The organism is Streptomyces sp. 6-11-2, from assembly GCF_006540305.1.
Taxonomy (GTDB): domain Bacteria; phylum Actinomycetota; class Actinomycetes; order Streptomycetales; family Streptomycetaceae; genus Streptomyces.
The window spans coordinates 1926426-1949913 of sequence record NZ_BJOR01000001.1 but is presented as its reverse complement, the minus strand read 5'-3'; the positions used below and the strand labels follow the sequence as shown (position 1 = coordinate 1949913).

The window sequence follows — 23488 nt, the reverse complement described above, 5'->3', positions numbered from 1 at the left end:
GGAAGCGCCCTGAACACGCTTCCCGGATGGTCGTGAGTGACCGGCGCTGGTTCCCCCTTCTCACCGCCGCTCGGCGCTGCGTTGCGCCCCCTGCGCGCCGGCTCGATCCTGCAGCGGTCCGTGGCATTCCAGCACAGTGCCGGATCTCCAACAAGGCATGTGGACCAGGCTGTGACCTCCGTGACAGCCCGTGAGTGACGGATTACCTGATGTGGAAAGTGATCTCCCGTATAGGGGACATTTCGCTACGTACCCGCGAGTCACTTGAGGTGTCCCAGTCGCCATGATCGGGAGCGGAATGATGGCTTCAGTGGGTCAATGTCCGATTCGGCGGCAGGGAACGCGCTCATGAATTGTCTGGATTGCCGAGGCGTTCGTGAGCAAACTCACACCGACATCACGGGCTCTTCACGTCTTCGGCCGGGAATTGAATGTTTAGCCTGACGCTTTACAGGGATGGCAAATCCGACAACCGGCGCCCGCGCGGGGGTCATGCGGACCTCCCGGTGCCCGAAGACGACAAGGTCTCGTACAACCGTGAAGACGACGATGATGTTCCGCACCATAGCCAACCCCCGGCGCACGACGCTGATGCACCTCGAAGGAGCCGACGCGCTGTCGACGCCGGAGCAGCCGGAGCACTCCGTCTCCCTCCCCGGGCAGACCGCCAACCCCCGGCGCACGGTCCTCATGGAGGCGCCCGTCGCGGCCGCCGTCGCGGAGTAGCACGCGCTTCGGCCACGCCGGAGATCCAGGGGCGTCCCGCACTCGGGGCGCCCCGCCTTCGTGCCCCGTGCGCCGTAATGGCGCGAGGTCCGGGGTCCCGGCCGCGTTAGCCTGGAGCGTCAGACTCCAGCCGCTTCAGTCAAGGGGCCAAGCAACCCGTGCGCATCGCCAGGTTCTCCATCGACGGGAACGTCGCCTTCGGCGCGGTCGAGGGCGACAAGCCGGACGAACTCGTCCTCGACATCATCAAGGGCATCCCGTTCGCGGACTTCGAGCTCTCCGGCACCCGGGTGCCGCTGAGCAAGGTACGGCTGCTGCCGCCGGTGCTCCCCAACAAGGTCGTGGCCTTCGGCCGCAACTACGCCGAGCACGCACGCGAACTCGGCAACGAGGTGCCCGACGCGCCGTTCGCCTTCTTCAAGCCGTCCACCTCGGTGATCGGCCCCGGCGACCCGATCCAGTACCCCTCCTTCTCCCAGGAGCTGCACCACGAGGCCGAGCTGGCCGTGGTCATCGGCCGCATGTGCCGCGAGGTCCCGCGCGAGCGCGTCAAGGACGTGATCTTCGGTTACACCTGCGCCAACGACGTCACCGCCCGCGATGTGCAGCGGCGCGAGAAGCAGTGGGCCAGGGCCAAGGGCTTCGACACCTCCTGCCCGCTCGGCCCCTGGGTGGAGACGGACATCGACCTCACCGCCGCGGCCGACCTGACCATCCAGCTCACCGTCAACGGCGAGCAGCGGCAGCTGGGGCGCACCAGCGAGATGATCCACCCGATCGAGGATCTGATCGTCAACATCTCCGAGGCCATGACGCTGCTCCCCGGCGACGTGATCCTCACGGGCACCCCGGCTGGGGTCGGCCCCCTCAACGTCGGCGACGAGGTCGCCGTCACCATCGAAGGCATCGGCACTCTCACCAACAAGGTTGTCAAGCGTGGCTAGCGCATCCGACTCCCCCGTACGCGTCCGTTTCTGCCCGTCCCCCACCGGTAACCCCCATGTGGGCCTGGTCCGCACCGCCCTGTTCAACTGGGCGTTCGCCCGGCACCACCAGGGCACTCTGGTCTTCCGCATCGAGGACACCGACGCGGCCCGCGACTCCGAGGAGTCCTACAACCAGCTGCTCGACGCGATGCGCTGGCTGGGCTTCGACTGGGACGAGGGCCCCGAGGTCGGCGGACCGCACGCGCCGTACCGGCAGTCGCAGCGCATGGACATCTACCAGGACGTCGCCCACAAGCTGCTCGAGGCAGGCCACGCCTACCACTGCTACTGCTCCCAGGAGGAGCTGGACAGCCGCCGCGAGGCCGCCCGCGCGGCCGGCAAGCCGTCCGGCTACGACGGCCACTGCCGCGACCTGACCGCCGCGCAGGTGGAGGAGTACAAGGCCCAGGGCCGGGCGCCGATCGTCCGCTTCCGCATGCCCGACGAGACGATCACCTTCACCGACCTGGTCCGCGGCGAGCTGACCTTCACCCCGGAGAACGTCCCGGACTACGGCATCGTCCGCGCCAACGGCGCTCCGCTGTACACCCTGGTCAACCCGGTCGACGACGCGCTCATGGAGATCACCCACATCCTGCGCGGCGAGGACCTGCTCTCCTCCACCCCGCGCCAGGTCGCCCTGTACAAGGCGCTGATGGAACTGGGCATCGCCAAGGAGATCCCGTCCTTCGGCCACCTGCCGTACGTGATGGGCGAGGGCAACAAGAAGCTCTCCAAGCGCGACCCGCAGTCGTCGCTGAACCTCTACCGCGAGCGCGGCTTCCTGCCCGAGGGCCTGCTCAACTACCTCTCCCTGCTCGGCTGGTCGCTCTCCGCCGACCGGGACATCTTCTCCGTCGAGGAGATGGTCGCGGCCTTCGACATCGCGGACGTGAACCCCAACCCGGCCCGCTTCGACCTGAAGAAGTGCGAGGCGATCAACGCCGACCACATCCGGCTGCTCGACGCGAAGGACTTCACCGAGCGCTGCCGTCCCTGGCTCCAGGCCCCGTTCGCCCGCTGGGCCCCTGAGGACTTCGACGAGACCAAGTGGCAGGCGATCGCCCCGCAGGCGCAGACGCGTCTGAAGGTCCTGTCCGAGATCACGGACAACGTGGACTTCCTGTTCCTGACCGAGCCGGTCTTCGACGAGCCGAGCTGGACCAAGGCGATGAAGGAGGGCTCGGACGCCCTGCTCCGCACCGCCCGGGAGAAGCTGGAGCCGGCCGACTGGACCTCCCCCGACTCCCTGAAGGAGGCCGTCCTGGCCGCCGGCGAGGCCCACGGCCTCAAGCTCGGCAAGGCCCAGGCCCCGGTCCGCGTGGCCGTCACCGGCCGCACGGTCGGCCTGCCCCTCTTCGAGTCCCTCGAGATCCTGGGCAAGGAGAGGACCCTGGCCCGCATCGACGCGGCGCTGGCGAAGCTGGCGGCGTGAGCGTGCGGCGCTGACACGGATACGGCCGTCACAGGTACGGCTGTCACAGGTACGCGCGAGGGGCGGCACCCGGCCGGGGTGCCGCCCCTCGGCGTTCGGCACCGCCTGCCGGGAACGGATCTTTCAGCGGACCGCCCCCGCGCGGCGGTCCGGACGGTACCGTCGGTGACATGGCGATCAGAGCGGTCCTGTGGGACGTCGACGACACCCTCTTCGACTACACGACCGCCGACCGGGCCGGCATGCGGGCGCACCTGGTGGCCGAGGGACAGCTGGACGGGTACGGGACCGCGGAGGAGGCCCTGGCCCACTGGCGGCGGATCACCGACGCGCAGTGGGCGCGGTTCTCGGCGGGGGAGGCGACCTTCGAGGAGCAGCGGCGGGACCGGGTGCGGGACTTCCTCGCCCGGCCGGAGCTGACCGACGGCGACACCGACGCGTGGTTCGAGCGCTACCTGGGCCACTACGAGGCCGCCTGGGCGCTCTTCCCGGACGTGCTGCCCGTCCTGGACGCGCTCGCCGCCAGCCACCGGCACGCCGTGCTGTCCAACTCCAGCATCCACGTCCAGGAGCGCAAGCTGCGCGCCCTCGGCGTGCGCGACCGCTTCGAGACCGTGCTGTGCGCCGCCGAACTCGGGGTGTCCAAGCCGGAGCCGCGGGCGTTCCACGCGGCCTGCGAGGTACTGGAACTCGGCCCGCACCAGGTGGCGTACGTCGGCGACCACCCGGAGATCGACGGGCGGGGCGCCGCCGGGGCCGGGCTGCTGTCGGTCTGGATCGACCGCGCGGGCCGGCACGCCGGAGACCACGACGGCGCGGGCCGGCACCGGATCACTTCGCTCGCCGAACTGCCCGCGATCCTCGGCTCCGATACTCGTTTTGGAGCCCCGTCCACCTTCAGGTAATGTTCTTCCTGCGCCGCGGGGCGCGGGCCGAAGGTCCGGAACCGCGGGTGCAACACTAAAACAGGATCCCCACAAGATCTTGCTTTTCAGTGGCCTATGGTGTAATTGGCAGCACGACTGATTCTGGTTCAGTTAGTCTTGGTTCGAGTCCAGGTAGGCCAGCTCGCAGAGCTCATCTGCACCGCGGATTTTATCCGCAGGCCCCCGTTGTGTAGCGGCCTAGCACGCCGCCCTCTCAAGGCGGTAGCGCCGGTTCGAATCCGGTCGGGGGTACAGATCCTTCTCGCGGGGACAATCCGGGTCGCACCCGTTGTTTCCGATGCAGGATCGCTAGGGCCCCCGTTGTGTAGCGGCCTAGCACGCCGCCCTCTCAAGGCGGTAGCGCCGGTTCGAATCCGGTCGGGGGTACGACTGGTCTAAACCATCATTGGTCTATGGTGTAATTGGCAGCACGACTGATTCTGGTTCAGTTAGTCTTGGTTCGAGTCCAGGTAGACCAGCTCGGACCTGCGGAAACGCAGTGTCCACGCCCCCGTTGTGTAGCGGCCTAGCACGCCGCCCTCTCAAGGCGGTAGCGCCGGTTCGAATCCGGTCGGGGGTACGCAGTCGAAAGGGCCCTCCCTCGGGAGGGCCCTTCGGCGTTTCCGCAGAGTTCCCGCTCCCCGCCCCCGTGGGCTGCGCAGGGGCGGGTGCCTGCTCGTCGTGGGTCTCGACCGGAGCCGGTCGGTGGGTCGGTGGGTGGGGGAGTCGGCTGCCGGAAGGGCCTGCCGCGGCGTTGAGGCCGGCCCTCGCGGTTTCTCGCGTCAGCCGGAGCGGCGCAGGGCCTCGGACAGGCGCGCGGCGGCGTCGATGACCGCCTGGGCGTGCATGCGGCCGGGGTGGCGGGTGAGGCGCTCGATGGGGCCGGAGACCGAGACGGCGGCCACCACGCGGTTCGAGGGGCCGCGGACGGGCGCGGAGACGGACGCGACGCCCGGCTCGCGCTCGCCGATGGACTGGGCCCAGCCGCGGCGCCGTACGCCCGACAGGGCCGTCGCCGTGAAGCGGGCGCCCTGGAGGCCGCGGTGGAGCCGCTCCGGCTCCTCCCAGGCCATCAGGACCTGGGCCGAGGAGCCCGCCTTCATCGTGAGCGTGGAGCCGACCGGGACGGTGTCCCGAAGGCCGGACAGGCGCTCGGCCGCGGCGACGCAGATGCGCATGTCGCCCTGGCGGCGGTAGAGCTGCGCGCTCTCGCCCGTCACGTCCCTCAGGTGCGTGAGCACCGGCCCGGCGGTGGCCAGCAGACGGTCCTCGCCCGCGGCCGCGGCCAGTTCCGCGAGGCGCGGGCCGAGGATGAACCGGCCCTGCATGTCGCGCGCCACCATGCGGTGGTGTTCCAGCGCCACGGCCAGCCGGTGGGCCGTGGGTCGTGCCAGTCCGGTGGACGCGACCAGGCCCGCGAGGGTGGCCGGACCGGACTCCAGAGCGCTCAGGACAAGGGCTGCCTTGTCCAGAACGCCGACGCCGCTACTGTTGTCCATGCAACGATACTTGCGTCTCACTCTGTGAAACGCAAGTTCAATTTTCCGTGGAACACGCCACTCTGGAAGTCATGGCGGCCCGTGGACCGACGGGCTCGGCGGCGGACGCCCGGAGGGGGGCGCGGGTGCCGCATCCTCAAGATCTCTAGTTGGGCCGGCGCCCTTGGCGTCCGGCCGGAGGGAAAGCGATGGGTAGGACACTCGCGGAGAAGGTCTGGGACGACCACGTCGTCCGGCGCGCCGAGGGCGAGCCCGATCTCCTCTTCATCGATCTGCACCTGCTGCACGAGGTGACCAGCCCCCAGGCCTTCGACGGCCTGCGCAAGAGCGGCCGAACCGTGCGCCGGCTCGACCTGACCATCGCGACCGAGGATCACAACACCCCGACCCTCGACATCGACAAGCCCATCGCGGACCCCGTCTCCCGTGTCCAGCTGGAGACGCTGCGCAAGAACTGCGCCGACTTCGGGGTGCGGCTGCACCCGCTGGGCGACGTCGAGCAGGGTGTCGTCCACGTGGTGGGACCGCAGCTGGGCCTGACTCAGCCGGGCACCACCGTGGTCTGCGGTGACTCGCACACCTCCACGCACGGCGCCTTCGGCGCGCTGGCGTTCGGTATCGGCACCTCCCAGGTCGAGCACGTGCTCGCCACCCAGACCCTGCCGATGGCCCGCCCGAAGACCATGGCGATCACGGTCGAGGGCGAACTGCCCGAGGGCGTCACGGCCAAGGACCTGATCCTGGCGATCATCGCGAGGATCGGCACCGGCGGCGGCCAGGGCTACGTCCTGGAGTACCGCGGCTCCGCCATCGAGAAGCTCTCGATGGAGGCCCGGATGACCATCTGCAACATGTCCATCGAGGCCGGCGCCCGCGCGGGCATGATCGCCCCCGACGAGACCACCTTCGCCTACCTCCAGGGCCGCCCGCACGCCCCCCGGGACGAGGACTGGGACGCCGCCGTGGCGTACTGGAAGACCCTGCGCACGGACGACGACGCCGTCTTCGACGCCGAGGTCGTCATCGACGCCGCCGCACTGTCCCCGTTCGTCACCTGGGGCACCAACCCCGGCCAGGGCGCGCCGCTTTCGGCCGCCGTCCCCGACCCGGCTTCGTACGAAGACGCATCGGAGCGCCTGGCCGCCGAAAAGGCCCTGGAATACATGGGGTTGGAGGCCGGACAGCCGCTGCGTTCCATCGGTGTGGACACCGTCTTCGTAGGCTCCTGCACCAACGGCCGCATCGAGGACCTGCGCGCCGCCGCCGAGATCCTGCGGAGCCGCAAAGTCGCCGACGGCGTACGGATGCTGGTCGTCCCCGGCTCCGCGCGCGTGGGCCTCCAGGCCGTCTCCGAGGGCCTGGACGTGGTCTTCAAGGAGGCCGGCGCCGAATGGCGGCACGCGGGCTGCTCCATGTGCCTGGGCATGAACCCCGACCAGCTGGCCCCCGGCGAGCGGTCCGCCTCCACCTCCAACCGCAACTTCGAGGGCAGGCAGGGCAAGGGCGGCCGCACGCACCTGGTCTCCCCGCAGGTCGCCGCGGCCACCGCGGTCCTCGGCCACCTGGCCTCCCCGGCCGACCTGTCCGACGCCCCCACGCCCGCTGGAGTCTGAGAATCATGGAAGCCTTCACCACCCACACCGGCCGGGCCGTCCCGCTGCGCCGCAGCAACGTCGACACCGACCAGATCATCCCCGCCCACTGGCTCAAGAAGGTCACCCGCGACGGGTTCGAGGACGGGCTGTTCGAGGCCTGGCGCAAGGACCCCGAGTTCGTGCTCAACCGTCCGGAGCGCCGCGGCGCCACGGTTCTGGTCGCCGGCCCCGACTTCGGCACCGGCTCCTCCCGCGAGCACGCCGTCTGGGCGCTGCAGAACTACGGCTTCAAGACCGTGATCTCCTCCCGCTTCGCGGACATCTTCCGGGGCAACTCGCTGAAGAACGGTCTGCTGACCGTGGTCCTGGACCAGAAGGTCGTGGACGCGCTGTGGGAGCTCACCGAGAAGGACCCCGAGGCCGAGGTGACCGTCGACCTGGTCGCCCGCGAGGTGCGCGCCGAGGGGATCACCGCCTCCTTCGAGCTGGACGAGAACTCCCGCTGGCGGCTGCTGAACGGCCTGGACGACATCTCCATCACCCTCCAGAACGAGAGCGACATCGCCGCCTACGAGGCGAAGCGCCCGGCCTTCAAGCCGCGCACCCTGCCGGTCTGATCCAGGGCCCCGGCCGATGACCGGCCGCCCAGCCGGACACCGCCCCCCGGCGCTGTGACAAGTCGACTTTCGGCCACCGTACGACCCCGCTGTACCCCCGATCGAGGCGATCGGGGGTACAGCCGTTTTGGCGCCCGTACCACCCGGCGCGCCGCCGTCGAGGCACTCAACTTCCCACGTTAAGCGGGTTATTGCTGGGGTAGACGAGGTTCCGGCCCCCGCCCGCCGCAGCCGCCCGGATGGCCGTCACAGGCGTCAGTTGCCCCCCAGCGCAGGCGACAACTCGCCCCAGATGGCACAATCTGTGCATGGACAACGACGGCCAACTCGAGCTCTATACGGCGGTCGCGGCCCAGCTCAAGGAAGCGCACGAAAGGGTGCGCGCACTGCAAGTCCCGGAGAGCGTACGGATGGCGCTGACCCGGAAGCTGCTGGTCATTACGGCCGCGGCCAAGCACGATCTCGCCGGTGCGACAAGGCGTCTGGAGCGGTTCACGGCAGACCTCGACCAGGGGCGAATCCCCGGCGGGGAAGGCTGAACAGCCCGAGGCTGTCGAGTCCGTTGCGGCACAAGGGTGATTAGCCCGTTTCGTGTTTGATTTGCGGTATATATCTGCCTAACGTGCGAAAACGCTTGAACACTTTCGTTCCGGCAAGGTCTCCGAAGGGGAAGACGTGAACAAGGCGCAGCTCGTAGAAGCGATTGCCGACAAGATGGGCGGCCGCCAGCAGGCCGCCGATGCGGTGGACGCGGTTCTGGACGCCGTCGTCCGCGCGGTCGTCGCGGGAGACCGGGTCTCGGTCACCGGCTTCGGGTCCTTCGAGAAGGTCGACCGTCCCGCCCGTTACGCGCGCAACCCGCAGACGGGTGAGCGGGTGCGGGTCAAGAAGACCTCCGTTCCCCGCTTCCGGGCCGGCCAGGGCTTCAAGGACCTGGTGAGCGGCTCGAAGAAGCTCCCGAAGCACGACATCGCGGTCAAGAAGGCGCCCAAGGGCAGCCTGTCCGGCCCGACCGCCACCATTGCCAAGGCCGTCGGCAAGAAGGCCGCGGCGAAGAAGGCCACCGCGGCGGCGAAGAAGGCCACCGCCAAGAAGACCACCGCGGCGGCGAAGAAGACCACCGCCAAGAAGACCACGGCGGCGGCGAAGAAGACCACGGCGGCCGCCAAGAAGACGACGGCCACGAAGGCCGCCGCCAAGAAGACCACGGCCAAGAAGGCGCCGGCGAAGAAGGTGACGGCCAAGAAGGCCCCCGCCAAGAAGTCGACCGCCCGCAAGACCACCGCCAAGAAGACCACCGCCCGCGGCAAGTAGCGGCGCAGGGTACTCACGCGCCGGGCCGGACTCCCGAGGGAGCCCGGCCCGCGGCGTGTTCGGGCACGCCCGGCCCGGTCCGCCCGGTGGGGAAGGGCCTCTCGCGCCGACCGGACGGCCTTCCTGCCTGCTCAGAAGGTCTGCAGCGTCACCAGGGTGATCCGCAGGCCGTTCCCCTCGCCCTCGGTCTCGATCCGCACCCGCTGCCCCGGCCGCAGCAGCCGCAGACCGCCCGCGTCGAACGCCGGCGCGTCGAAGGGCACCGGGGTGCCGTCGTCCAGGAGCACCTGCCCGCTGCGGCTTTCGGGGTCGTACGTGTATGCGGTCGCGTGCATGACGGCAGCCTACTGTCCCGGGACCGGCAGTCGCGCGGCGGCGGCGGCCGTCCGCGGTCCCACACCGAGGGCCAGCGCAGCCCGCAGGTCGCGCCCGGTGTCCACGTCCCGGCGCACGGATTCCACCGCCTGAAGGGACAGTTCCACCGCGCCGGACGCCCGGTGGCGGGCCCGGGAATCGGCGCCGAAAGCCGGGAGCAGCGGATGCCCGGGGGATGCCGCCAGCAAAGTGGTGCCGATGGCCGCGGAATCCGCGAGAAATGCCCGCGGGAATTGCGCGGCCGCCTCCAGGACCCGGGCCAATTCCATGGGTCGCAGCGCGGGAAGATCGGCGTTCAGGGCCGCCACCGGACTTCGGGGGCGCGAGGCCCGTACGTCCGCCGCTCCGTGCGCGAGCGCGGCGTTCAGACCGGCCCGCGGCTCGTCGGCGACGATCCGGGCGCCCAGTGCCGCCAGCTCCCGCCCGGCCTCGGGGTCGTCCGTGACGACCGCCACATCCGCCACCGCGGGGCAGGCCAGCGCGGCCGCCACCGTGTCCACGGCGAAGGCGAGGGCCAGGCCGGGACGCACCCCGTCGCCGGCGGTGTCCGAAAGCCTGCTCTTGGCCCGGGTCAGGGGCTTCAGGGGGATGACCAAGGTCCACTGCACCGGCGTTCCGCCCCTCTCGTGTGGTCGTCATTGTCTCCCGGAGTCCCCCCGGACCGTTCGGCGGACCGGGAAGGGGGAGGGGCGCGAAGCTCCTTCCAAGAGCGCTCCCCGGTGACGTGCGGGCGTACGGTGTTCTCGACAGACAGGCGGCCTGGGGCGACACTTGTGCGGCCCCCCAGGCCCTAGAGGAAGGTGTCCGCGTGCCCCGCCGCAGAATCGGCTTCTGGTATCGCTTCGCAGCGGTGATCTGCAAACCGCCACTGGTGGTTCTGATCAAGCGGGACTGGCGCGGAATGGAGAACATTCCTGCCGACGGCGGATTTATCACCGTGGTGAACCACAATTCGCACGTCGACCCCTTCGCGTACGCCCACTTTCAGTACAACACCGGCCGCGTGCCGCGATTCCTGGCGAAGAGCGGGCTTTTCAAGAAGGGATTGGTGGGTGCCGCGATGCGCGGCACCGGGCAGATCCCCGTCTACCGCGAGAGCACGGACGCGCTGAGCGCGTTCCGGGCCGCCATCGACGCCGTGGAGCGCGGCGAGTGCGTCGCCTTCTACCCCGAGGGCACCCTCACCCGCGACCCCGACGGCTGGCCGATGACCGGCAAGACCGGCGCCGCCCGGGTCGCCCTCCAGACCAAGTGCCCGGTGATTCCGGTCGCCCAGTGGGGCGCCAACGAACTGCTGCCGCCCTACGCCAAGAAGCCCCATCTGCTGCCCCGCAAGACCCACCACGTGCTGGCCGGACCGCCCGTGGACCTCTCCCGCTTCTACGACCAGGAGATGACCCCGGAACTGCTGAAGGAGGCGACCGAGGTCATCATGGCGGCCATCACCCGCCGCCTGGAGGAGATCCGCGGCGAGAAGGCGCCCGCCGAGCCGTACGATCCGCGCCGGGAGCGGATCGAGCAGCGCCGCCGCACCGAGTCGCAGAACCAGGGCAGCACCGTGCCGGCCGCGCAGCGCGGGCCGGCCGTGCGGGAATCCGTACAGGAAGAGGGGCAGGGCACGTGAGCAAGCCGGTCAAGGCGGCCGTCTTCGGTACCGGATCGTGGGGCACCGCCTTCGGCATGGTCCTCGCCGACGCCGGTTGCGAGGTGACCCTGTGGGCCCGCCGCGCCGAACTCGTCGACGCGGTCAACTCCACCCGGACCAACCCCGACTACCTGCCCGGAGTCGAACTCCCGGAGAACCTGCGGGCCACGGCCGACGCCGCCGAGGCCGCCCGCGACGCCGACTTCACGGTGCTCGCCATCCCCTCGCAGACCATGCGGGCGAACCTCGCCGAGTGGGTGCCGCTGCTCGCCCCGGACACGGTTCTCGTCTCCCTGATGAAGGGCGTCGAACTCGGCTCGGCCATGCGGATGAGCGAGGTGATCGAGGACGTCGCCAAGGTCGGCGCCGACCGCGTCGCCGTCGTCACCGGGCCCAACCTGGCCCGGGAGATCGCCGCCCGCATGCCGGCCGCCGGCGTGGTCGCGTGCACCGACGAGGCGGTGGCCCGGCGGTTGCAGGCCGTCTGCCACACCCCGTACTTCCGGCCGTACACCAACACCGACGTGGTCGGCTGCGAACTCGGCGGCGCCGTCAAGAACGTGATCGGTCTGGCCGTCGGCATCGCGGACGGCATGGGGCTCGGCGACAACGCCAAGGGCTCGCTCATCACCCGCGGCCTCGCCGAGACCACCCGGCTGGGCATGGCCCTGGGCGCCGACCCGCTGACCTTCTCCGGACTCGCCGGCCTCGGCGACCTGGTGGCCACCTGCTCCTCGCCGCTTTCGCGCAACCACACCTTCGGCACCAACCTCGGCAAGGGCATGACCCTCCAGGAGACCATCGCGGTCACCAAGCAGACCGCCGAGGGCGTCAAGTCCTGTGAGTCGGTGCTGGATCTGGCCCGCCGGCACGGCGTCGACATGCCCATCACGGAGACCGTCGTCGGCATCGTGCACGAGGCCAAGCCGCCGGTGGTGGCCCTCCGGGAGCTGATGTCGCGCAGCGCCAAGCCCGAACGCCGCTGAAACCGGCGCCGTTCGGCCGTCCGCATCACGTTGCGCGACCGTCGGTGCGACGCTGAGCTACGGTGCCCATGCGGGCACTGACGTCGTGGATACCAGCGGGTACTCTCATCGCGATATGAGCAGCGAGAACCTCCCCCAGAGCCCCGAGCAGCCGTCCCGCAAGCCCCGCGTGGCCGTCGTGTGCGGCGGCCGCAGCTCCGAACACGGGATCTCCGTGGTCACCGCGGGCGCGGTGCTGCGCGCCATCGACCGGACCAAGTACGAGGTCCTGCCGATCGGCATCACGCGCGACGGCCGCTGGGCCCTGACCGCCGACGAGCCGGAGCGCATGGCCATCACCGAGGGCCGCACCCCGAGCGTCGAGGAGCTCACGGACTCCGGCGAGGGCGGCGTGGTGCTCCCCGTGGACCCGGCCAACCGCGAAGTCGTCTACAGCGAGCCCGGTTCGGTGCCCAAGGCGCTCGGCGAGGTCGACGTGGTCTTCCCGGTGCTGCACGGCCCCTACGGCGAGGACGGCACCCTCCAGGGCCTCCTGGAGCTGTCCGGCGTGCCGTACGTGGGCTCGGGCGTGCTCGCCTCGGCCGTCGGCCAGGACAAGGAGTACATGAAGCGGGTGTTCACCTCCTTCGGGCTCAAGGTCGGCCCGTACGTGGTGATCCGGCCGCGCGAGTGGGCGCGGGACCCGTCCGCCGCCCGCAAGAAGATCGTCGACTTCGCCGGCGAGCACGGCTGGCCGCTGTTCGTGAAGCCCGCGCGCGCCGGTTCGTCGATCGGCATCACCAAGGTCGACGACCTCTCCGGCCTGGACGAGGCGGTCGAGGAGGCCCAGCGGCACGACCCGAAGGTGCTCGTGGAGGCCGCGCTGCGCGGCCGCGAGATCGAGTGCGGGGTGCTGGAGTTCGAGGACGGCCCGCGGGCCTCCGTACCGGCCGAGATCCCGCCGCCCGAGGCGCACGCGTACTACGACTTCGAGGCCAAGTACATCGACTCGACGCCCGGCGTCGTGCCCGCCCCGCTGACCGACGAGGAGACCGCCGAGGTGCGGCGGCTCGCGGTGGAGGCCTTCGAGGCGGCCTCCTGCGAGGGCCTGGTCCGCGCGGACTTCTTCCTCACCGAGGACGGCGAGTTCGTGATCAACGAGATCAACACCATGCCCGGCTTCACGCCCATCTCGATGTACCCGCAGATGTGGCAGGCGAGCGGGATCAGCTACCCGGAACTGGTGGACCGGCTGATCCAGGCGGCGCTGCGCCGCTCGACGGGCCTGCGCTGAGGACCCGCGCCCAGGGGGCAGCGGGTGCCGGCAGGAGCCCGGGGCCCCCACGGCGCGTGCGGTGCGCTCAGTCGGCGATCCCCTTGGGGATCGCCTTCTTCACGGCCGGGGCCAGATCGACCAGCGGCGCCACCCCGTGGTCCGTCCGCCCCGCGGGGATCGTCACCTCCACATAGGCCAGGCGCAGCGTGGTGGTGAAGCGGAACGACCCGTCCCCCTGCTTCTGCAGCAGCCAGCCCACGTCGTTCACCTCGGCCCCGTCGGCCTCCGGATCGTCCATCGCGGCGGGCCGCGGGACACCGCAGCGCAGTATGATCGCCGGGCTTCCCCAGCCCGCGGTCAGCGCGGAGGCGGGCCGGGGGTCCTCGCGGCTCAGTCCGTCCACTTTCCCAGGCAGTTCCCTGTCCAGATCCCGGCACAGTCCGGCAACCGACGGCCGTGGGCCGGGAACCGCCACGGTGGCGCTGTCGTCGCCTGGGGAACAGCCCGCGACGGTGATCAGCGCGGCGAGAACGGGCAGGCCGAGAAGCCGGTGACGGAAGAAGCTCACCGGCCAAGGGTAGACGGGGGCTACAGATGCACGACCGGGCAGGTCAGGGTGCGCGTGATGCCGTCCACTTGCTGGACCTTCGCGACCACCATGCGTCCCAGGTCGTCCACCGTGTCGGCCTGGGCGCGCACGATGACGTCGTACGGTCCCGTCACGTCCTCGGCCTGGATCACCCCAGGGATCTTGCTGATCGTCTCGGCGACGGTCGACGCCTTGCCGACCTCCGTCTGGATCAGGATGTACGCCTGTACCACGGAACCTCCAGGGCGGCCACGAGGATCATGTGGGGGAAAAGGAACGCCACGGTATCGCGTCGTCACACGCTGTGGGGAGACCCGGGAAGACCGTGACGCACGCGCCGGGGTGCAGGTAGGACAGAAGTTGACGGTCATCTCGACCGTAGCGAGGACCGCGTGGAAGCGCGACCGGGAACGTACAGGGACAGAAGGGGCGAAAGGTCGATGAAGGGCACTGTTGGTGAGCTCGGGGAGTTCGGGCTCATCAGGGAGCTCACCTCCCGTCTCACCACCACCCCGGCGGTCCGGGTCGGCCCCGGCGACGACGCCGCGGTGGTCGCCGCCCCCGACCGCAGGGTCGTGGCGAGCACAGACATACTCCTGGAGGGGCGGCACTTCCGCCGGGACTGGTCCACGGCCTACGACGTGGGCCGCAAGGCGGCCGCCCAGAACCTCGCGGACATCGCCGCCATGGGCGCCGTGCCGACCGCACTGCTGCTCGGCCTGGTCGTCCCCACCGAGCTTCCGGTCACCTGGCCCACCGAGCTGATGGACGGCCTGCGCGACGAGTGCCAGGTCGCCGGGGCCGCCGTCGTCGGCGGCGACGTGGTGCGCGGCGACACGATCATGGTGTCGATCACCGCGCTCGGCGATCTGCGCAACCACGAGCCCGTCACCCGCGCCGGCGCACAACCCGGCGACCTGATCGCGGTGACCGGCTGGCTGGGCTGGTCCGCGGCCGGATACGCGGTGCTCTCCCGGGGCTTCCGCTCGCCCCGTGCCTTCGTCGAGGCCCATCGCCGCCCGGAGCCGCCGTACCACGCGGGTCCCGCGGCCGCCGGGCTCGGCGCCACCGCGATGTGCGACGTCAGCGACGGACTGATCGCCGACCTCGGGCACATCGCGGAGGCCAGCAAGGTCCACATCGACATCCGTTCCGGGGCCATAGACATCCCCTCGCAGATGAACGACATCGGGCAGGCCGTCGGCGTCGACCCGTTGCAGTGGGTGCTGACCGGGGGAGAGGACCACGCGATCGTGGCGGCCTTCCCCCCGGACGTGAAGCTGCCGGCCCGCTGGAAGGTGATCGGCGAAGTGCTCAGCCCCTCGGCCACACCTCAGGTCACGGTCGACGGCGCGCCGTGGACCAGCAAGGGCGGCTGGGATCACTTCGGGGACATCGAGTCATGACCGCCGCCCCTCCCCGTGTGCTGACCGTCGCGGGCTCCGACTCCGGCGGCGGCGCCGGCATCCAGGCCGACCTGAAGACGATGCTCGCCCTGGGCGTGCACGGCATGAGCGTGATCACCGCGGTCACCGCGCAGAACTCCCTCGGCGTGCAGGGCGCGTGGGAACTGCCCGTGGAGGCGGTCCGGGCCCAGTACCGCAGCGTCGTGGACGACATCGGCGTCCAGGCGGTCAAGACCGGGATGCTGGCCTCGGCGGAACTGGCCGGGGCCGTCGCCGAATTGATCGCCGGGACCGACGCGCCCGCGGTCGTCGACCCGGTCGGCGTCTCCAAGCACGGCGACCCGCTCCTGGCCGCGTCCGCGCTTCGGACCGTACGGACCAGGCTGCTGCCGGTGGCGACCGTCGCCACGCCGAACCTCGACGAGGTGGCCCAGCTGACCGGCGTCCGGGTCCGGACGGAGGAGCAGATGCGGGAGGCCGCGGAGGCGGTGCTGGCGTTCGGGCCGAAGTGGGTGCTGATCAAGGGCGGCCACCTCGCCGGGGACGCCGGGTGGGAGGGCGGGAACCGGGCTGTGTGGGAGGGCGGGAACCAGACGGCGTGGGAGGGCGGGAACCAGGCTGTGGGGGAGGGCGAGGACCAGGCCGTGGACCTGCTCACCGACGGCGCCGAGGAGCACTGGCTGCGCGCCCCCCGGTACGACAACCGGCACACGCACGGCACCGGCTGCACCCTCGCCTCCGCGATCGCCTCGCACCTGGCGAAGGGCGACTCCGTGCCGGAGGCCGTGGCGGCGGCCAAGGAGTACGTCACCGGGGCGATCGCCGCCGGCTTCGCGCTCGGCGGGGGGATCGGGCCCGTGGACCACGGGTGGGCCCTGCGCGGGTCTCGGTCGGGGTAGTCGCGCGGCCCGCGCACCGGCCGGTCCCGGTGCGCGGGGTACGGCTTGTACGGGCTACGGCTGGTACGGGCATGGCGTGCGCGGGTACGGCAAAAAGCCGGTCCACCGAGGTGGACCGGCTCAGTGCAGCGAACCAGCAGTGGCCGCGCGCTTAGCTGTTGCTGTGCGTCAGCGCGAGACCTTGCCGGCCTTGATGCACGAGGTGCAGGCGTTCACGCGCTTCGGCGTCCCGCCGACCACGGTACGCACACGCTGGATGTTCGGGTTCCAGCGACGGGACGTACGGCGGTGCGAGTGCGAGATGTTGTTGCCGAAGCCCGGCCCCTTGCCGCAGACGTCGCAGTTGGCAGCCACGGGTCACTCCAAAGACTTCAGATGCACTTACGGTTGATCCCGGCATGCCGGGATCAAGATCTCAGGCTCAGAGACTGCTCTTGAAACTTGAAATCCGAGTGGCGTTGCCAGGGGAGAGCCCGATCAGGATCGGGCAACCGGAGCAGCATACAACGGCTGCGTCCGTAGGGCGAAACTACCACGGTGGCTCCGGGGCCCGCGCGGGCCCTCTTCCGTCGGGCACCGCCCCGGGGTCTACGCTGCGTCCAGTCCAGCAGCTCAGGGAGGCGCAGGTGGCGCAGGTGCCGCAGACGTTCGACGCGCCGGCGGTGCGCACCTGGTGCGGACTGGCGCTGCGGGCGCTGGGACGCGCGCGCGAGGAGATCGACGCGATCAACGTCTACCCCGTGGCCGACGGGGACACCGGCACCAACCTGTATCTGACCGTGGAGTCCGCCGCCGCGGCGGTGGAGGCCGTGTTCGCCGCGCACGAGGTCGGCGGCGGTGCCGGCAGGACCGGCGGGACCGAGGGGACTTCCTCCGGCCCCTCCCTGGCCGACGCCGCGCGGGCGATGGCGCACGGCGCGCTGATCGGGGCCCGAGGCAACTCCGGGACGATCCTCGCCCAGCTGCTGCGCGGCATGGCCCAGGTGTTCGCCGCCGACGGTGACCGCGCGCACACCGACGGGCGCGGCCTGTGCCTGGCCCTGCGGCGCGCGGCCGACTCCGCCCGGCAGGCCGTGGCGCACCCGATGGAGGGCACGGTCCTGTCGGTGGCCTCGGCCGCCGCGGACGCGGCCACCGGGGCGGAGGAAGACTGCGGGACGGTCGCGCTGGCCGCCTACGAGGGAGCGTGCGCGGCCCTCGCCGCGACCCCCGGACAGCTGGCGGTCCTGGAGCGCGCCGGGGTGGTCGACGCGGGCGGGCGGGGGCTGGTGGCGGTCCTCGCGGCCCTGGTGGAGACGTTCACGGGACGGACGCCGGAGCGGGGCGCGTCCTCCTCGTCAGCCGCGGTTGCGGCTGACGGCCGGCCGCTCGTGCCTCACGCGCGCGTGTGCCCCGCCGAGGACGACGGGCCCGGTGCCTGCGTGCCGCCCGCGAGCGGTCCCGCCTTCGAGGTGATCTACCTGCTCGACGCCGAGGACACGGCCGTCGCCCGGCTGCGCGAGCGGCTCGACGGGCTCGGGGACTCCCTCGTCGTCGTCGGCGGCGACGGCCTGTGGAACGTGCACGTGCACGTCGACGACGCCGGCGCCGCCGTGGAGGCGGGCGTGGAGGCCGGGCGGCCGCACCGGATCCGGATCACGCACTTCGGCGCCGGTGACGCGCACACCGGCGGGACCGGACGGCCGCACCGGGAGCGGGCCCAGCGCGCCGTGGTGGCCGTCGTGCCCGGTGAGGGGCTGGCCGGGCTCTACACCGAGGCCGGGGCGACCGCGGTGCTCGCCCGGCCCGGGGAGCAGCTCGCGAGTGGGGAACTCGTCGAGGCCGTACGGCGGGCACACGCGCGCGAGGTGGTCCTGTTGCCCAACGACCCCGAGTTGCGCCACACCGCGTCCGCCGCGGCCGAGCAGGCCCGCGGGGAGGGCGTCCGCGTCGCCCTGATCCCTACCCGCTCGGCCGTGCAGGGCATCGCCGCCCTCGCCGTGCACGAGCCGGGGCGCCGTTTCGACGAGGACGTCGTCGCCATGACCTCGGCGGCCGGCGCCACCCGCCACGCCGAGGTCACCGTCGTGGAACGCCAGTTCTGGACCACGGCCGGCATCTGCCAGGCCGGTGACGTCCTCGGCCTCATCGACGGCGACGTGGCCGTGATCGGCTCGGACGTCGCGGCCACCGCCGAGACCGTCCTGGACCGCATGCTCTCGGCGGGCGGCGAACTGGTCACCCTCGTCCTCGGCGACGAGGCCCCCGACGCGATCGCCGACCGCCTCCAGACCCGCGTCCGTGAGTCCTACCTCGCCGTCGACACGGTGGTCTACCAGGGCGGCCGGCAGGGGGCGCTGCTGCTCATCGGGGTGGAGTGAGCCTCAGTCCGCGGATCCCTCCTCGAGGGCTCGCAGGAGTCTTTCGGCCTCCGTACGGCGGGTGGGCGGCCGGCCGTCCTCGTCGTCCGCGTGCTCGTAGGCCGCCAGCACGGCACGCGCGCGTGCCGTGGCCTCGGCGGGGCGGCCCAGGCCGGCCGCCCGCCATCCCGCGGCGAGTTCCGCTCCGGTCCGGTCGTGCACGGCGGCCGGACCCAGCAGGGCGAAGGCGGCGATCGCCTGCTCCAGCCTGGACAGGGCCTCCTCGGACGCGGCCCCGTCCCCCTCGTCCTCCGAGTTGTTTGCGTTGTCCGAGTTGTTTGTGTTGTTTGTGTTGTTCACGTTGTCCGCGAGCAGATCACCGAACTGCCGGTGGGTGTGCCCGAGTTCGGCGACGAGCCGCTGCCGCGCCGCCGTGTCGTCCACCGTGTCCAGCGCCACCTCGCACTCGGTGACGGCGGCCTCCATCAGCTCCCGTGCCGCGTCCAGGCCGGCCTCGGTGCCCAGCGCGAGCCACGCGCGTGCGCGCAGGGCGGGGACCAGGCCGTGCACGTCGCCCAGGGAGCGCCACAGGTCGGCCGCGCGCGTGTAGGCACGGTCCGCCTCGTCGTGCAGCCCGGCCCGGCTCAGCGACTCGGCGGCCAGATGGGCGAGGGTCGCGTGGTCCTGCTGCTCGGGCCAGTGCCGGGCGGTCTCGGCGGCCTGAAGCCTGCGTTCGGCTGCCGCACGGTGCTCCCCGAGCTCGCTCAGACAGTCGCCCAGCCACCACCGCGTCTGTACGACGGCCCCGTCGCCGTGCGTCTCGGCGGACAGGTCGCTCAGCGCGGACTCCAGCACCTCGGCTGCCTCCGCCCACCGCCCCAGCCGCAGCAGCAAGCCGCCGAGCTGCTGCCGGGCCCAGGCCCCGAGCGCCGGTCCCTCGTCCGCCTCGTCGGCCCAGTGCGCCGCCTCCAGGGCGTGTTCCGCCGCCTCCCCGGTCCGGTCCAGGCCGCCGAGCACCTCGGCGAGCTGAAGGTGCAGCTGTGCCCGGCCCGCGGCCTTCAGATGCGCCCCGCCGTGCTCCAGGGCCGCCCGCAGGGCCCGCTCGGCGCCCTCCGGATCGCCCAGGTGGTGCGCGAGGGCCGCCAGCCGGGCCTCGTACTCCACCGCGAACCACGGCAGCCCCGCCCCGACGTACTCGTCCGTCGCCCGCCCGAACAGCTCCGCGGCCCCCCGGAGGTCCCCGGTGCGCGCGGCGGTCTCGGCGAGCATCGCCCGCGCCTCGGCCGCCCGGGACGCGATCCGCGCATCGTCCCCGGCGTGCCCCTCCACGAGGGCCAGGACCTCCCGCGCGGCCTCCTCGGCGGCGGACAGCGTCCCCGGGTCCACGGGCCCTTCGGCCTCGTACACCGGCCGCATCAGGATCCGCGCGCGTCCCATCACCACGGACGCGGCCTGCCGCAGGCCGGTGCCCTCCTCGGCGTACAGCGCGAGGACCCGCTCGTAGGGTTCGGCGACCGCGGTGAGCGCCCCGTCCACGTCGCCGGTCAGCGCCCTCACGTACGCCGCGCGTGAGCGTGCCGCCAGCGCCTCGCCCGGATCGCCCGCCCGCGCGTACCACTCGGCGGCCCGCTCGAACAGCGCGGCGCCCTCGGGGCCCCGGTCCATCGCCTCGTGGTCGGCGATCTCGGCCCGGTCCCGGGCCTCCAGCTCGACGCCCTGCGCGGCCCGCGCGACCGCCGCCCACGCCTCCATGGCGTGCGGCCGCAGGGTGTCCGACAGCCGCCGTGCCTCGGCGATCAGCGCGGGCAGGCCGGCTTCATCGGGCGCCGCCGCTTCGCCCGCCGCCTCGACGGGGGCCCGCACGGCGGGAGCCGGAGCGATGCCGGCGGGCCGTGCCGTGCGCACGCCCAGCGGCAGCCGGTCCACCAGCGGGCGCCGCGCCATGCGCGCGCGTGCCCGCTCGCCGACCCGGGACGTGCCGTTGCGCTCGTCGAAGCGGGCCGCCAGGGCCGATGCCTCCGCGCGCGCGTGCACGGCGAGTTCACCGGCCGTCCAGGCGCGCCCCGCCGGACCGGGCACCGTCTGCCCGTCCCACCCCAGCTCGACCAGCCGGTCCATGAGGAGGGCCGTCACCGCCAGGAAGTCCAGCCTGCCGAGCGGGTTCCCGTCGTCCGTGAAGTACGCCGGCCGCTCGGCCAGCAGTTCCAGGGCCCGTGCCTCGTTGCCGGTCAGCGCGCAGAACTCCACGTGGTCGGCGTAGGCGCCGCGCATGCTCTCCATCGGCCGCACGAGCCGCAGGCCCCGCAGATGGTGGGCGCGGGCCTCGTCGAGACGGCCCAGCCGCAGCAGCGGCATCAGCGACGAGGCGAGGACGCCGTGCGGCTCGTGGGCGCAGGAGAACTCGCCGTCCAGCACCGACCGCCACAGCTCGACCGCCTCCGCGTCGCGGCCGCACTCGGCCTGCCACCCGCCCTGGTCGTGCAGTTCGCAGGCGTGGCAGTCCGCCATGCCGTCCCGGTCGGCGGCCAGCCACGCCGCGTACGCCCGCTCTGCCCGCGCGAGGTCACCGATGTGCCGGGCGATGCTGAACTCGGCGCTGCGCACGGCGCGTTCGGAGTGACCGGCGAGCCGGTAGCGGTGCTCCATCTCGCCGAGCCACTTCTCCACGGCGGCCAGCGGGATGTGCGGCCGGCCCAGCATGCCCGCCGACATCCACTTGAAGACCCAGTGCAGCGAGTGGGTCTCGTACTCGTCGAAGTCCTCCGGGCGTTCGTCCCACATGCGCAGCAGCCGCGCGAACGGGACGAACATCTTGTCCTTCTCGGAGCTGTAGTTGTAGACCTTCAGCTGGTGTCCGAGCGCCTCGATCACGGCGAGCGGGATGTTCAGCCTCTCGGCCTCGGCGAGCAGCAGCTCCGCGCGCGCGTTGCGGGCCGGGCCCTCCGGCCGCTCGCCGTTGGCGGCGATCTCCCGGCGCAGCGAGTCGAAGTCGGTGATCTCACTCATCGCCGGCCGTCCCCCGTCGTGTCGGTGCCGCTGTGCGTGGCCCACTCCAGCAGGCCGATGAACGCCCGGTTCAGCAGTGCCGAGTCCGCCGGCCGCAGGGGGCGCTGCGCCATCAGCAGCGCCTGCCCGTACAGCGACTCGGTCGCCGTGCCGATCAGCTCCGGGTCGCCCAGCGAACCGATCCGGCGGATCAGCGGGTTGAGGTGGTTGAGCACCAGACGCGCGCGCGGGGTACTGCTCCGCAGCGAGCCGAGGATGCCCGCCCACAGGTCGTCGGCCTGCGCCTCGGCCTCGGCGCGGGCCTGCTCGTGCCGGGCCGCCCGGTCGTCCAGGTGCAACGCCGGCACGGACAGCGGGTGGAAGGCGCGCAGCACGACGTCGCAGCCCAGTGGGTCCAGCCGGTCCCGCGCGGCGGCCAGGAAGCCCGACAGGGCCAGCTCCTCGGCCGGGTCGACGGAGTCCAGGTGCGCGGTCACGATGTCCGCGTCCAGCTCGGCGACCGCCGTTCCCGGGCGCACCGACGGCAGCGCCTCGACCAGCTCGCTGTCGTAGGTGTAGCCGCCGTTGACGACGCCGATGCCCTGCGCGGAGGCGATCGGCGCGACCTGCCGGTACTCCTCAACCGTGCGGGTGAAGTGCACGACGGGGTGGCGCTGCGCGAACTCCTCCAGGGAGAGCCGCCCGTCGGTCGTCTCGAAGGGCAGCCACGGCAGCATCGTGCGCAGCATCTCCGTGTCGTGCCGGGCCAGGGACTTCACGCCCAGGAAGTGCACCGAGAGGAACGCCGCCAGCCGCTCCGGATCGCCGGCCGCGAGAGAGGTCAGCCAGGTCCGGATCCGCTCCCCGAGCGCCTCGCGCACGGCGGCCAGCGTCTCGTCCTCGTACAGCGCCTCCCGCGAGGCCGTGGGCCGCAGGCTGTCGGTGTCGAGCACGCAGCGCACGAAGAACGCCCAGTCGGGCAGCAGCTGTTCGGCCCGTTCGGTCAGCAGCATGCCCTTCAGGTGCACGCGGTGACCCGCCCGCTGCGCCGGGCTGACCGCCGACGGCAGCACGTACGCCACCCCGCGGATCCCGGCCAGCGGCACGTCCAGGCCGATGGTGTCCAGCGGGGTGAACCCGAACGCCTCGTGGCAGTACCGGGCCAGGGCGACCCGGCGGGCCGCGGGGGAGGGGTACGCCCGGTCCCAGGGCGCCGGCAGGTGGGTGACCGGCTCCTCGCCCACCCGGACGTCGTACGGCAGCAGCGACCCGAAGTCCCGTGCCAGCGCGAGCACACGCTGCTCGGTGAGCCACTCGCCCGCCCCGGCCCGGGCCTGGAGGTGCACGGTGGTGCCGGGTTCCGGGCGGGCGGAGTCCGGCAGGGCCCGCACGGTGTACGAGCCGTCGTCGCGCGCCGTCCACTCCACGGGCGGGGCGTCGGGCGTACGGGCGCTGCGGCTGACCACCCGGATCCGCTCGGCCACCACGAAGCAGGCCAGCAGGCCGATGCCGAACTGGCCGAGGAAGTCCGAGCGCGCCTCCCGCAGGCCGTCGGCCCGCTTGGAGCTGCGGCCGATGGTGGCCAGCAGTTCGTGCACGTCGGACTCGGTGAGACCGACGCCGGTGTCCTCGACCCGCAGGGAGTCGCCGTCCGCGAACAGCCGTACGCGCGCGGGGGCGCCGGGCTCCTCCGCGCGCCGGGCGGTGATGGCGTCCACGGCGTTCTGGAGCAGTTCGCGCAGGTAGACCTTGGGACTGGAGTACAGGTGGTGCGAGAGCAGATCCACCAGACCCCGCAGATCGACCTGGAACATATGGGCCGAGCCGGGCTGGCGGGACGACTGTGGTGAGTGGGATGCCTGTGCTGACTGTGAGGTCTGGAAGTCCATCGTCGCAGCGCCGGTGGGGGGA

Annotated in this window: 22 protein-coding genes and 5 tRNA genes; 19 read left to right on the top strand and 8 right to left on the bottom strand. The window is 72.0% G+C overall.

Annotated features, from left to right (window positions below):
- The first annotated feature begins 537 nt into the window (after positions 1-537).
- From TNCT6_RS08045 to TNCT6_RS08005, 9 genes are all read left to right on the top strand, one after another.
- Entirely contained in the window at positions 538-726 is a 189-nt protein-coding gene (locus TNCT6_RS08045; RefSeq protein WP_172632828.1) for a hypothetical protein, read from the top strand.
- Between the two features lie 158 nt (positions 727-884).
- Complete coding sequence (locus TNCT6_RS08040; RefSeq protein WP_141358021.1) at positions 885-1670, top strand: fumarylacetoacetate hydrolase family protein; 786 nt, start codon at positions 885-887, stop codon at positions 1668-1670.
- Complete coding sequence (gene gltX, locus TNCT6_RS08035) at positions 1663-3147, top strand: glutamate--tRNA ligase (RefSeq protein WP_141358019.1); 1485 nt, start codon at positions 1663-1665, stop codon at positions 3145-3147. The genes TNCT6_RS08040 and gltX overlap by 8 nt, the downstream gene beginning before the upstream one ends.
- A 170-nt stretch (positions 3148-3317) precedes the next feature.
- Positions 3318-4052 (top strand): HAD family hydrolase, encoded by a 735-nt coding sequence (locus TNCT6_RS08030; protein WP_141358017.1) that lies wholly within the window; start codon positions 3318-3320, stop codon positions 4050-4052.
- A gap of 90 nt (positions 4053-4142) precedes the next feature.
- Positions 4143-4214: transfer RNA gene (locus tag TNCT6_RS08025), tRNA-Gln, on the top strand.
- Between the two features lie 38 nt (positions 4215-4252).
- Positions 4253-4325, top strand: a tRNA-Glu gene (locus tag TNCT6_RS08020).
- A gap of 62 nt (positions 4326-4387) precedes the next feature.
- Positions 4388-4460, top strand: a tRNA-Glu gene (locus TNCT6_RS08015).
- A 20-nt stretch (positions 4461-4480) separates the two neighbouring features.
- Positions 4481-4552 (top strand) — tRNA-Gln (locus TNCT6_RS08010).
- 28 nt (positions 4553-4580) lie between these two features.
- A tRNA-Glu gene (locus TNCT6_RS08005) sits at positions 4581-4653 on the top strand.
- 202 nt (positions 4654-4855) lie between these two features.
- On the opposite strand, the gene ndgR is transcribed toward TNCT6_RS08005, so the two are convergent.
- Positions 4856-5572: an IclR family transcriptional regulator NdgR gene (gene ndgR / locus TNCT6_RS08000; protein ID WP_141358015.1), complete on the bottom strand. Its 717-nt coding sequence runs from the start codon at positions 5570-5572 to the stop codon at positions 4856-4858.
- Between the two features lie 188 nt (positions 5573-5760).
- Here ndgR and leuC point away from each other — a divergent pair, with 188 nt between their 5' ends.
- From leuC to TNCT6_RS07980, 4 genes are all read left to right on the top strand, one after another.
- Entirely contained in the window at positions 5761-7185 is a 1425-nt protein-coding gene (gene leuC, locus TNCT6_RS07995) for a 3-isopropylmalate dehydratase large subunit (RefSeq protein ID WP_141358013.1), read from the top strand.
- Between the two features lie 5 nt (positions 7186-7190).
- Positions 7191-7784 (top strand): 3-isopropylmalate dehydratase small subunit, encoded by a 594-nt coding sequence (gene leuD, locus TNCT6_RS07990; protein ID WP_141358011.1) that lies wholly within the window; start codon positions 7191-7193, stop codon positions 7782-7784.
- Between the two features lie 308 nt (positions 7785-8092).
- Positions 8093-8323 carry a hypothetical protein gene (locus TNCT6_RS07985; RefSeq protein ID WP_141358009.1) on the top strand — a complete coding sequence of 77 codons (231 nt, stop codon included), beginning with the start codon at positions 8093-8095 and terminating at the stop codon, positions 8321-8323.
- Positions 8324-8459: 136 nt separating this feature from the next.
- Positions 8460-9098, top strand: coding sequence for an HU family DNA-binding protein (locus tag TNCT6_RS07980; RefSeq protein ID WP_141358007.1), 639 nt, complete (start codon positions 8460-8462; stop codon positions 9096-9098).
- A 131-nt stretch (positions 9099-9229) separates the two neighbouring features.
- Here TNCT6_RS07980 and TNCT6_RS07975 read toward each other — a convergent pair whose 3' ends face one another.
- Both TNCT6_RS07975 and cofC read right to left on the bottom strand, forming a co-directional pair.
- Positions 9230-9433, bottom strand: a complete 204-nt coding sequence (locus TNCT6_RS07975) for a hypothetical protein (RefSeq protein ID WP_141358005.1) — start codon at positions 9431-9433, stop codon at positions 9230-9232.
- Positions 9434-9442: 9 nt separating this feature from the next.
- Positions 9443-10081, bottom strand: a complete 639-nt coding sequence (gene cofC / locus TNCT6_RS07970) for a 2-phospho-L-lactate guanylyltransferase (protein ID WP_141358003.1) — start codon at positions 10079-10081, stop codon at positions 9443-9445.
- A gap of 200 nt (positions 10082-10281) precedes the next feature.
- Here cofC and TNCT6_RS07965 point away from each other — a divergent pair, with 200 nt between their 5' ends.
- From TNCT6_RS07965 to TNCT6_RS07955, 3 genes are all read left to right on the top strand, one after another.
- Entirely contained in the window at positions 10282-11097 is an 816-nt protein-coding gene (locus TNCT6_RS07965; protein WP_141358001.1) for a 1-acyl-sn-glycerol-3-phosphate acyltransferase, read from the top strand.
- On the top strand, positions 11094-12104 hold the full coding sequence (locus TNCT6_RS07960; RefSeq protein ID WP_141357999.1) for an NAD(P)H-dependent glycerol-3-phosphate dehydrogenase: 1011 nt from the start codon (positions 11094-11096) through the stop codon (positions 12102-12104). The genes TNCT6_RS07965 and TNCT6_RS07960 overlap by 4 nt, the downstream gene beginning before the upstream one ends.
- A gap of 115 nt (positions 12105-12219) precedes the next feature.
- Complete coding sequence (locus TNCT6_RS07955; RefSeq protein WP_141357997.1) at positions 12220-13377, top strand: D-alanine--D-alanine ligase family protein; 1158 nt, start codon at positions 12220-12222, stop codon at positions 13375-13377.
- Between the two features lie 67 nt (positions 13378-13444).
- On the opposite strand, the gene TNCT6_RS07950 is transcribed toward TNCT6_RS07955, so the two are convergent.
- Positions 13445-13927, bottom strand: a complete 483-nt coding sequence (locus TNCT6_RS07950; protein ID WP_141357995.1) for a DUF3515 domain-containing protein — start codon at positions 13925-13927, stop codon at positions 13445-13447.
- Positions 13928-13947: 20 nt separating this feature from the next.
- Positions 13948-14181, bottom strand: a complete 234-nt coding sequence (locus TNCT6_RS07945) for an Lrp/AsnC family transcriptional regulator (RefSeq protein WP_003997603.1) — start codon at positions 14179-14181, stop codon at positions 13948-13950.
- 207 nt (positions 14182-14388) lie between these two features.
- On the opposite strand from TNCT6_RS07945, the gene TNCT6_RS07940 reads away from it, so the two are divergent.
- Positions 14389-15354 (top strand): thiamine-phosphate kinase, encoded by a 966-nt coding sequence (locus TNCT6_RS07940; RefSeq protein ID WP_141357993.1) that lies wholly within the window; start codon positions 14389-14391, stop codon positions 15352-15354.
- Positions 15351-16253 (top strand): bifunctional hydroxymethylpyrimidine kinase/phosphomethylpyrimidine kinase, encoded by a 903-nt coding sequence (gene thiD / locus TNCT6_RS07935; protein WP_141357991.1) that lies wholly within the window; start codon positions 15351-15353, stop codon positions 16251-16253. The genes TNCT6_RS07940 and thiD overlap by 4 nt, the downstream gene beginning before the upstream one ends.
- Before the next feature lie 168 nt (positions 16254-16421).
- Here thiD and rpmB read toward each other — a convergent pair whose 3' ends face one another.
- A complete protein-coding gene (rpmB, locus tag TNCT6_RS07930) occupies positions 16422-16607 on the bottom strand; it encodes a 50S ribosomal protein L28 (RefSeq protein ID WP_003993230.1) in 186 nt (61 codons plus the stop codon).
- Positions 16608-16879: 272 nt separating this feature from the next.
- On the opposite strand from rpmB, the gene TNCT6_RS07925 reads away from it, so the two are divergent.
- Entirely contained in the window at positions 16880-18613 is a 1734-nt protein-coding gene (locus TNCT6_RS07925; RefSeq protein WP_141357989.1) for a DAK2 domain-containing protein, read from the top strand.
- A 3-nt stretch (positions 18614-18616) separates the two neighbouring features.
- Here the strand turns inward: TNCT6_RS07925 and TNCT6_RS07920 are convergent, their stop codons facing one another.
- Together TNCT6_RS07920 and TNCT6_RS07915 are read right to left on the bottom strand one after the other, a co-directional pair.
- Positions 18617-21598: a tetratricopeptide repeat protein gene (locus TNCT6_RS07920; RefSeq protein ID WP_141357987.1), complete on the bottom strand. Its 2982-nt coding sequence runs from the start codon at positions 21596-21598 to the stop codon at positions 18617-18619.
- A complete protein-coding gene (locus TNCT6_RS07915) occupies positions 21595-23466 on the bottom strand; it encodes an HSP90 family protein (RefSeq protein WP_141357985.1) in 1872 nt (623 codons plus the stop codon). Before TNCT6_RS07915 ends, TNCT6_RS07920 begins: the two co-directional genes overlap by 4 nt.
- Positions 23467-23488 lie beyond the last annotated feature (22 nt).

Bases quoted from the DNA above. Each gene is read 5' to 3' on its own strand.
- TNCT6_RS08030 (WP_141358017.1), top strand. From the start codon at position 3,318: ATGGCGATCAGAGCGGTCCTGTGGGACGTCGACGACACCCTCTTCGAC.
- ndgR (WP_141358015.1), bottom strand. From the start codon at position 5,572: ATGGACAACAGTAGCGGCGTCGGCGTTCTGGACAAGGCAGCCCTTGTC.
- leuC (WP_141358013.1), top strand. From the start codon at position 5,761: ATGGGTAGGACACTCGCGGAGAAGGTCTGGGACGACCACGTCGTCCGG.
- leuD (WP_141358011.1), top strand. From the start codon at position 7,191: ATGGAAGCCTTCACCACCCACACCGGCCGGGCCGTCCCGCTGCGCCGC.
- TNCT6_RS07985 (WP_141358009.1), top strand. From the start codon at position 8,093: ATGGACAACGACGGCCAACTCGAGCTCTATACGGCGGTCGCGGCCCAG.
- TNCT6_RS07975 (WP_141358005.1), bottom strand. From the start codon at position 9,433: ATGCACGCGACCGCATACACGTACGACCCCGAAAGCCGCAGCGGGCAG.
- TNCT6_RS07955 (WP_141357997.1), top strand. From the start codon at position 12,220: ATGAGCAGCGAGAACCTCCCCCAGAGCCCCGAGCAGCCGTCCCGCAAG.
- TNCT6_RS07940 (WP_141357993.1), top strand. From the start codon at position 14,389: ATGAAGGGCACTGTTGGTGAGCTCGGGGAGTTCGGGCTCATCAGGGAG.
- thiD (WP_141357991.1), top strand. From the start codon at position 15,351: ATGACCGCCGCCCCTCCCCGTGTGCTGACCGTCGCGGGCTCCGACTCC.
- TNCT6_RS07920 (WP_141357987.1), bottom strand. From the start codon at position 21,598: ATGAGTGAGATCACCGACTTCGACTCGCTGCGCCGGGAGATCGCCGCC.
- TNCT6_RS07915 (WP_141357985.1), bottom strand. From the start codon at position 23,466: ATGGACTTCCAGACCTCACAGTCAGCACAGGCATCCCACTCACCACAG.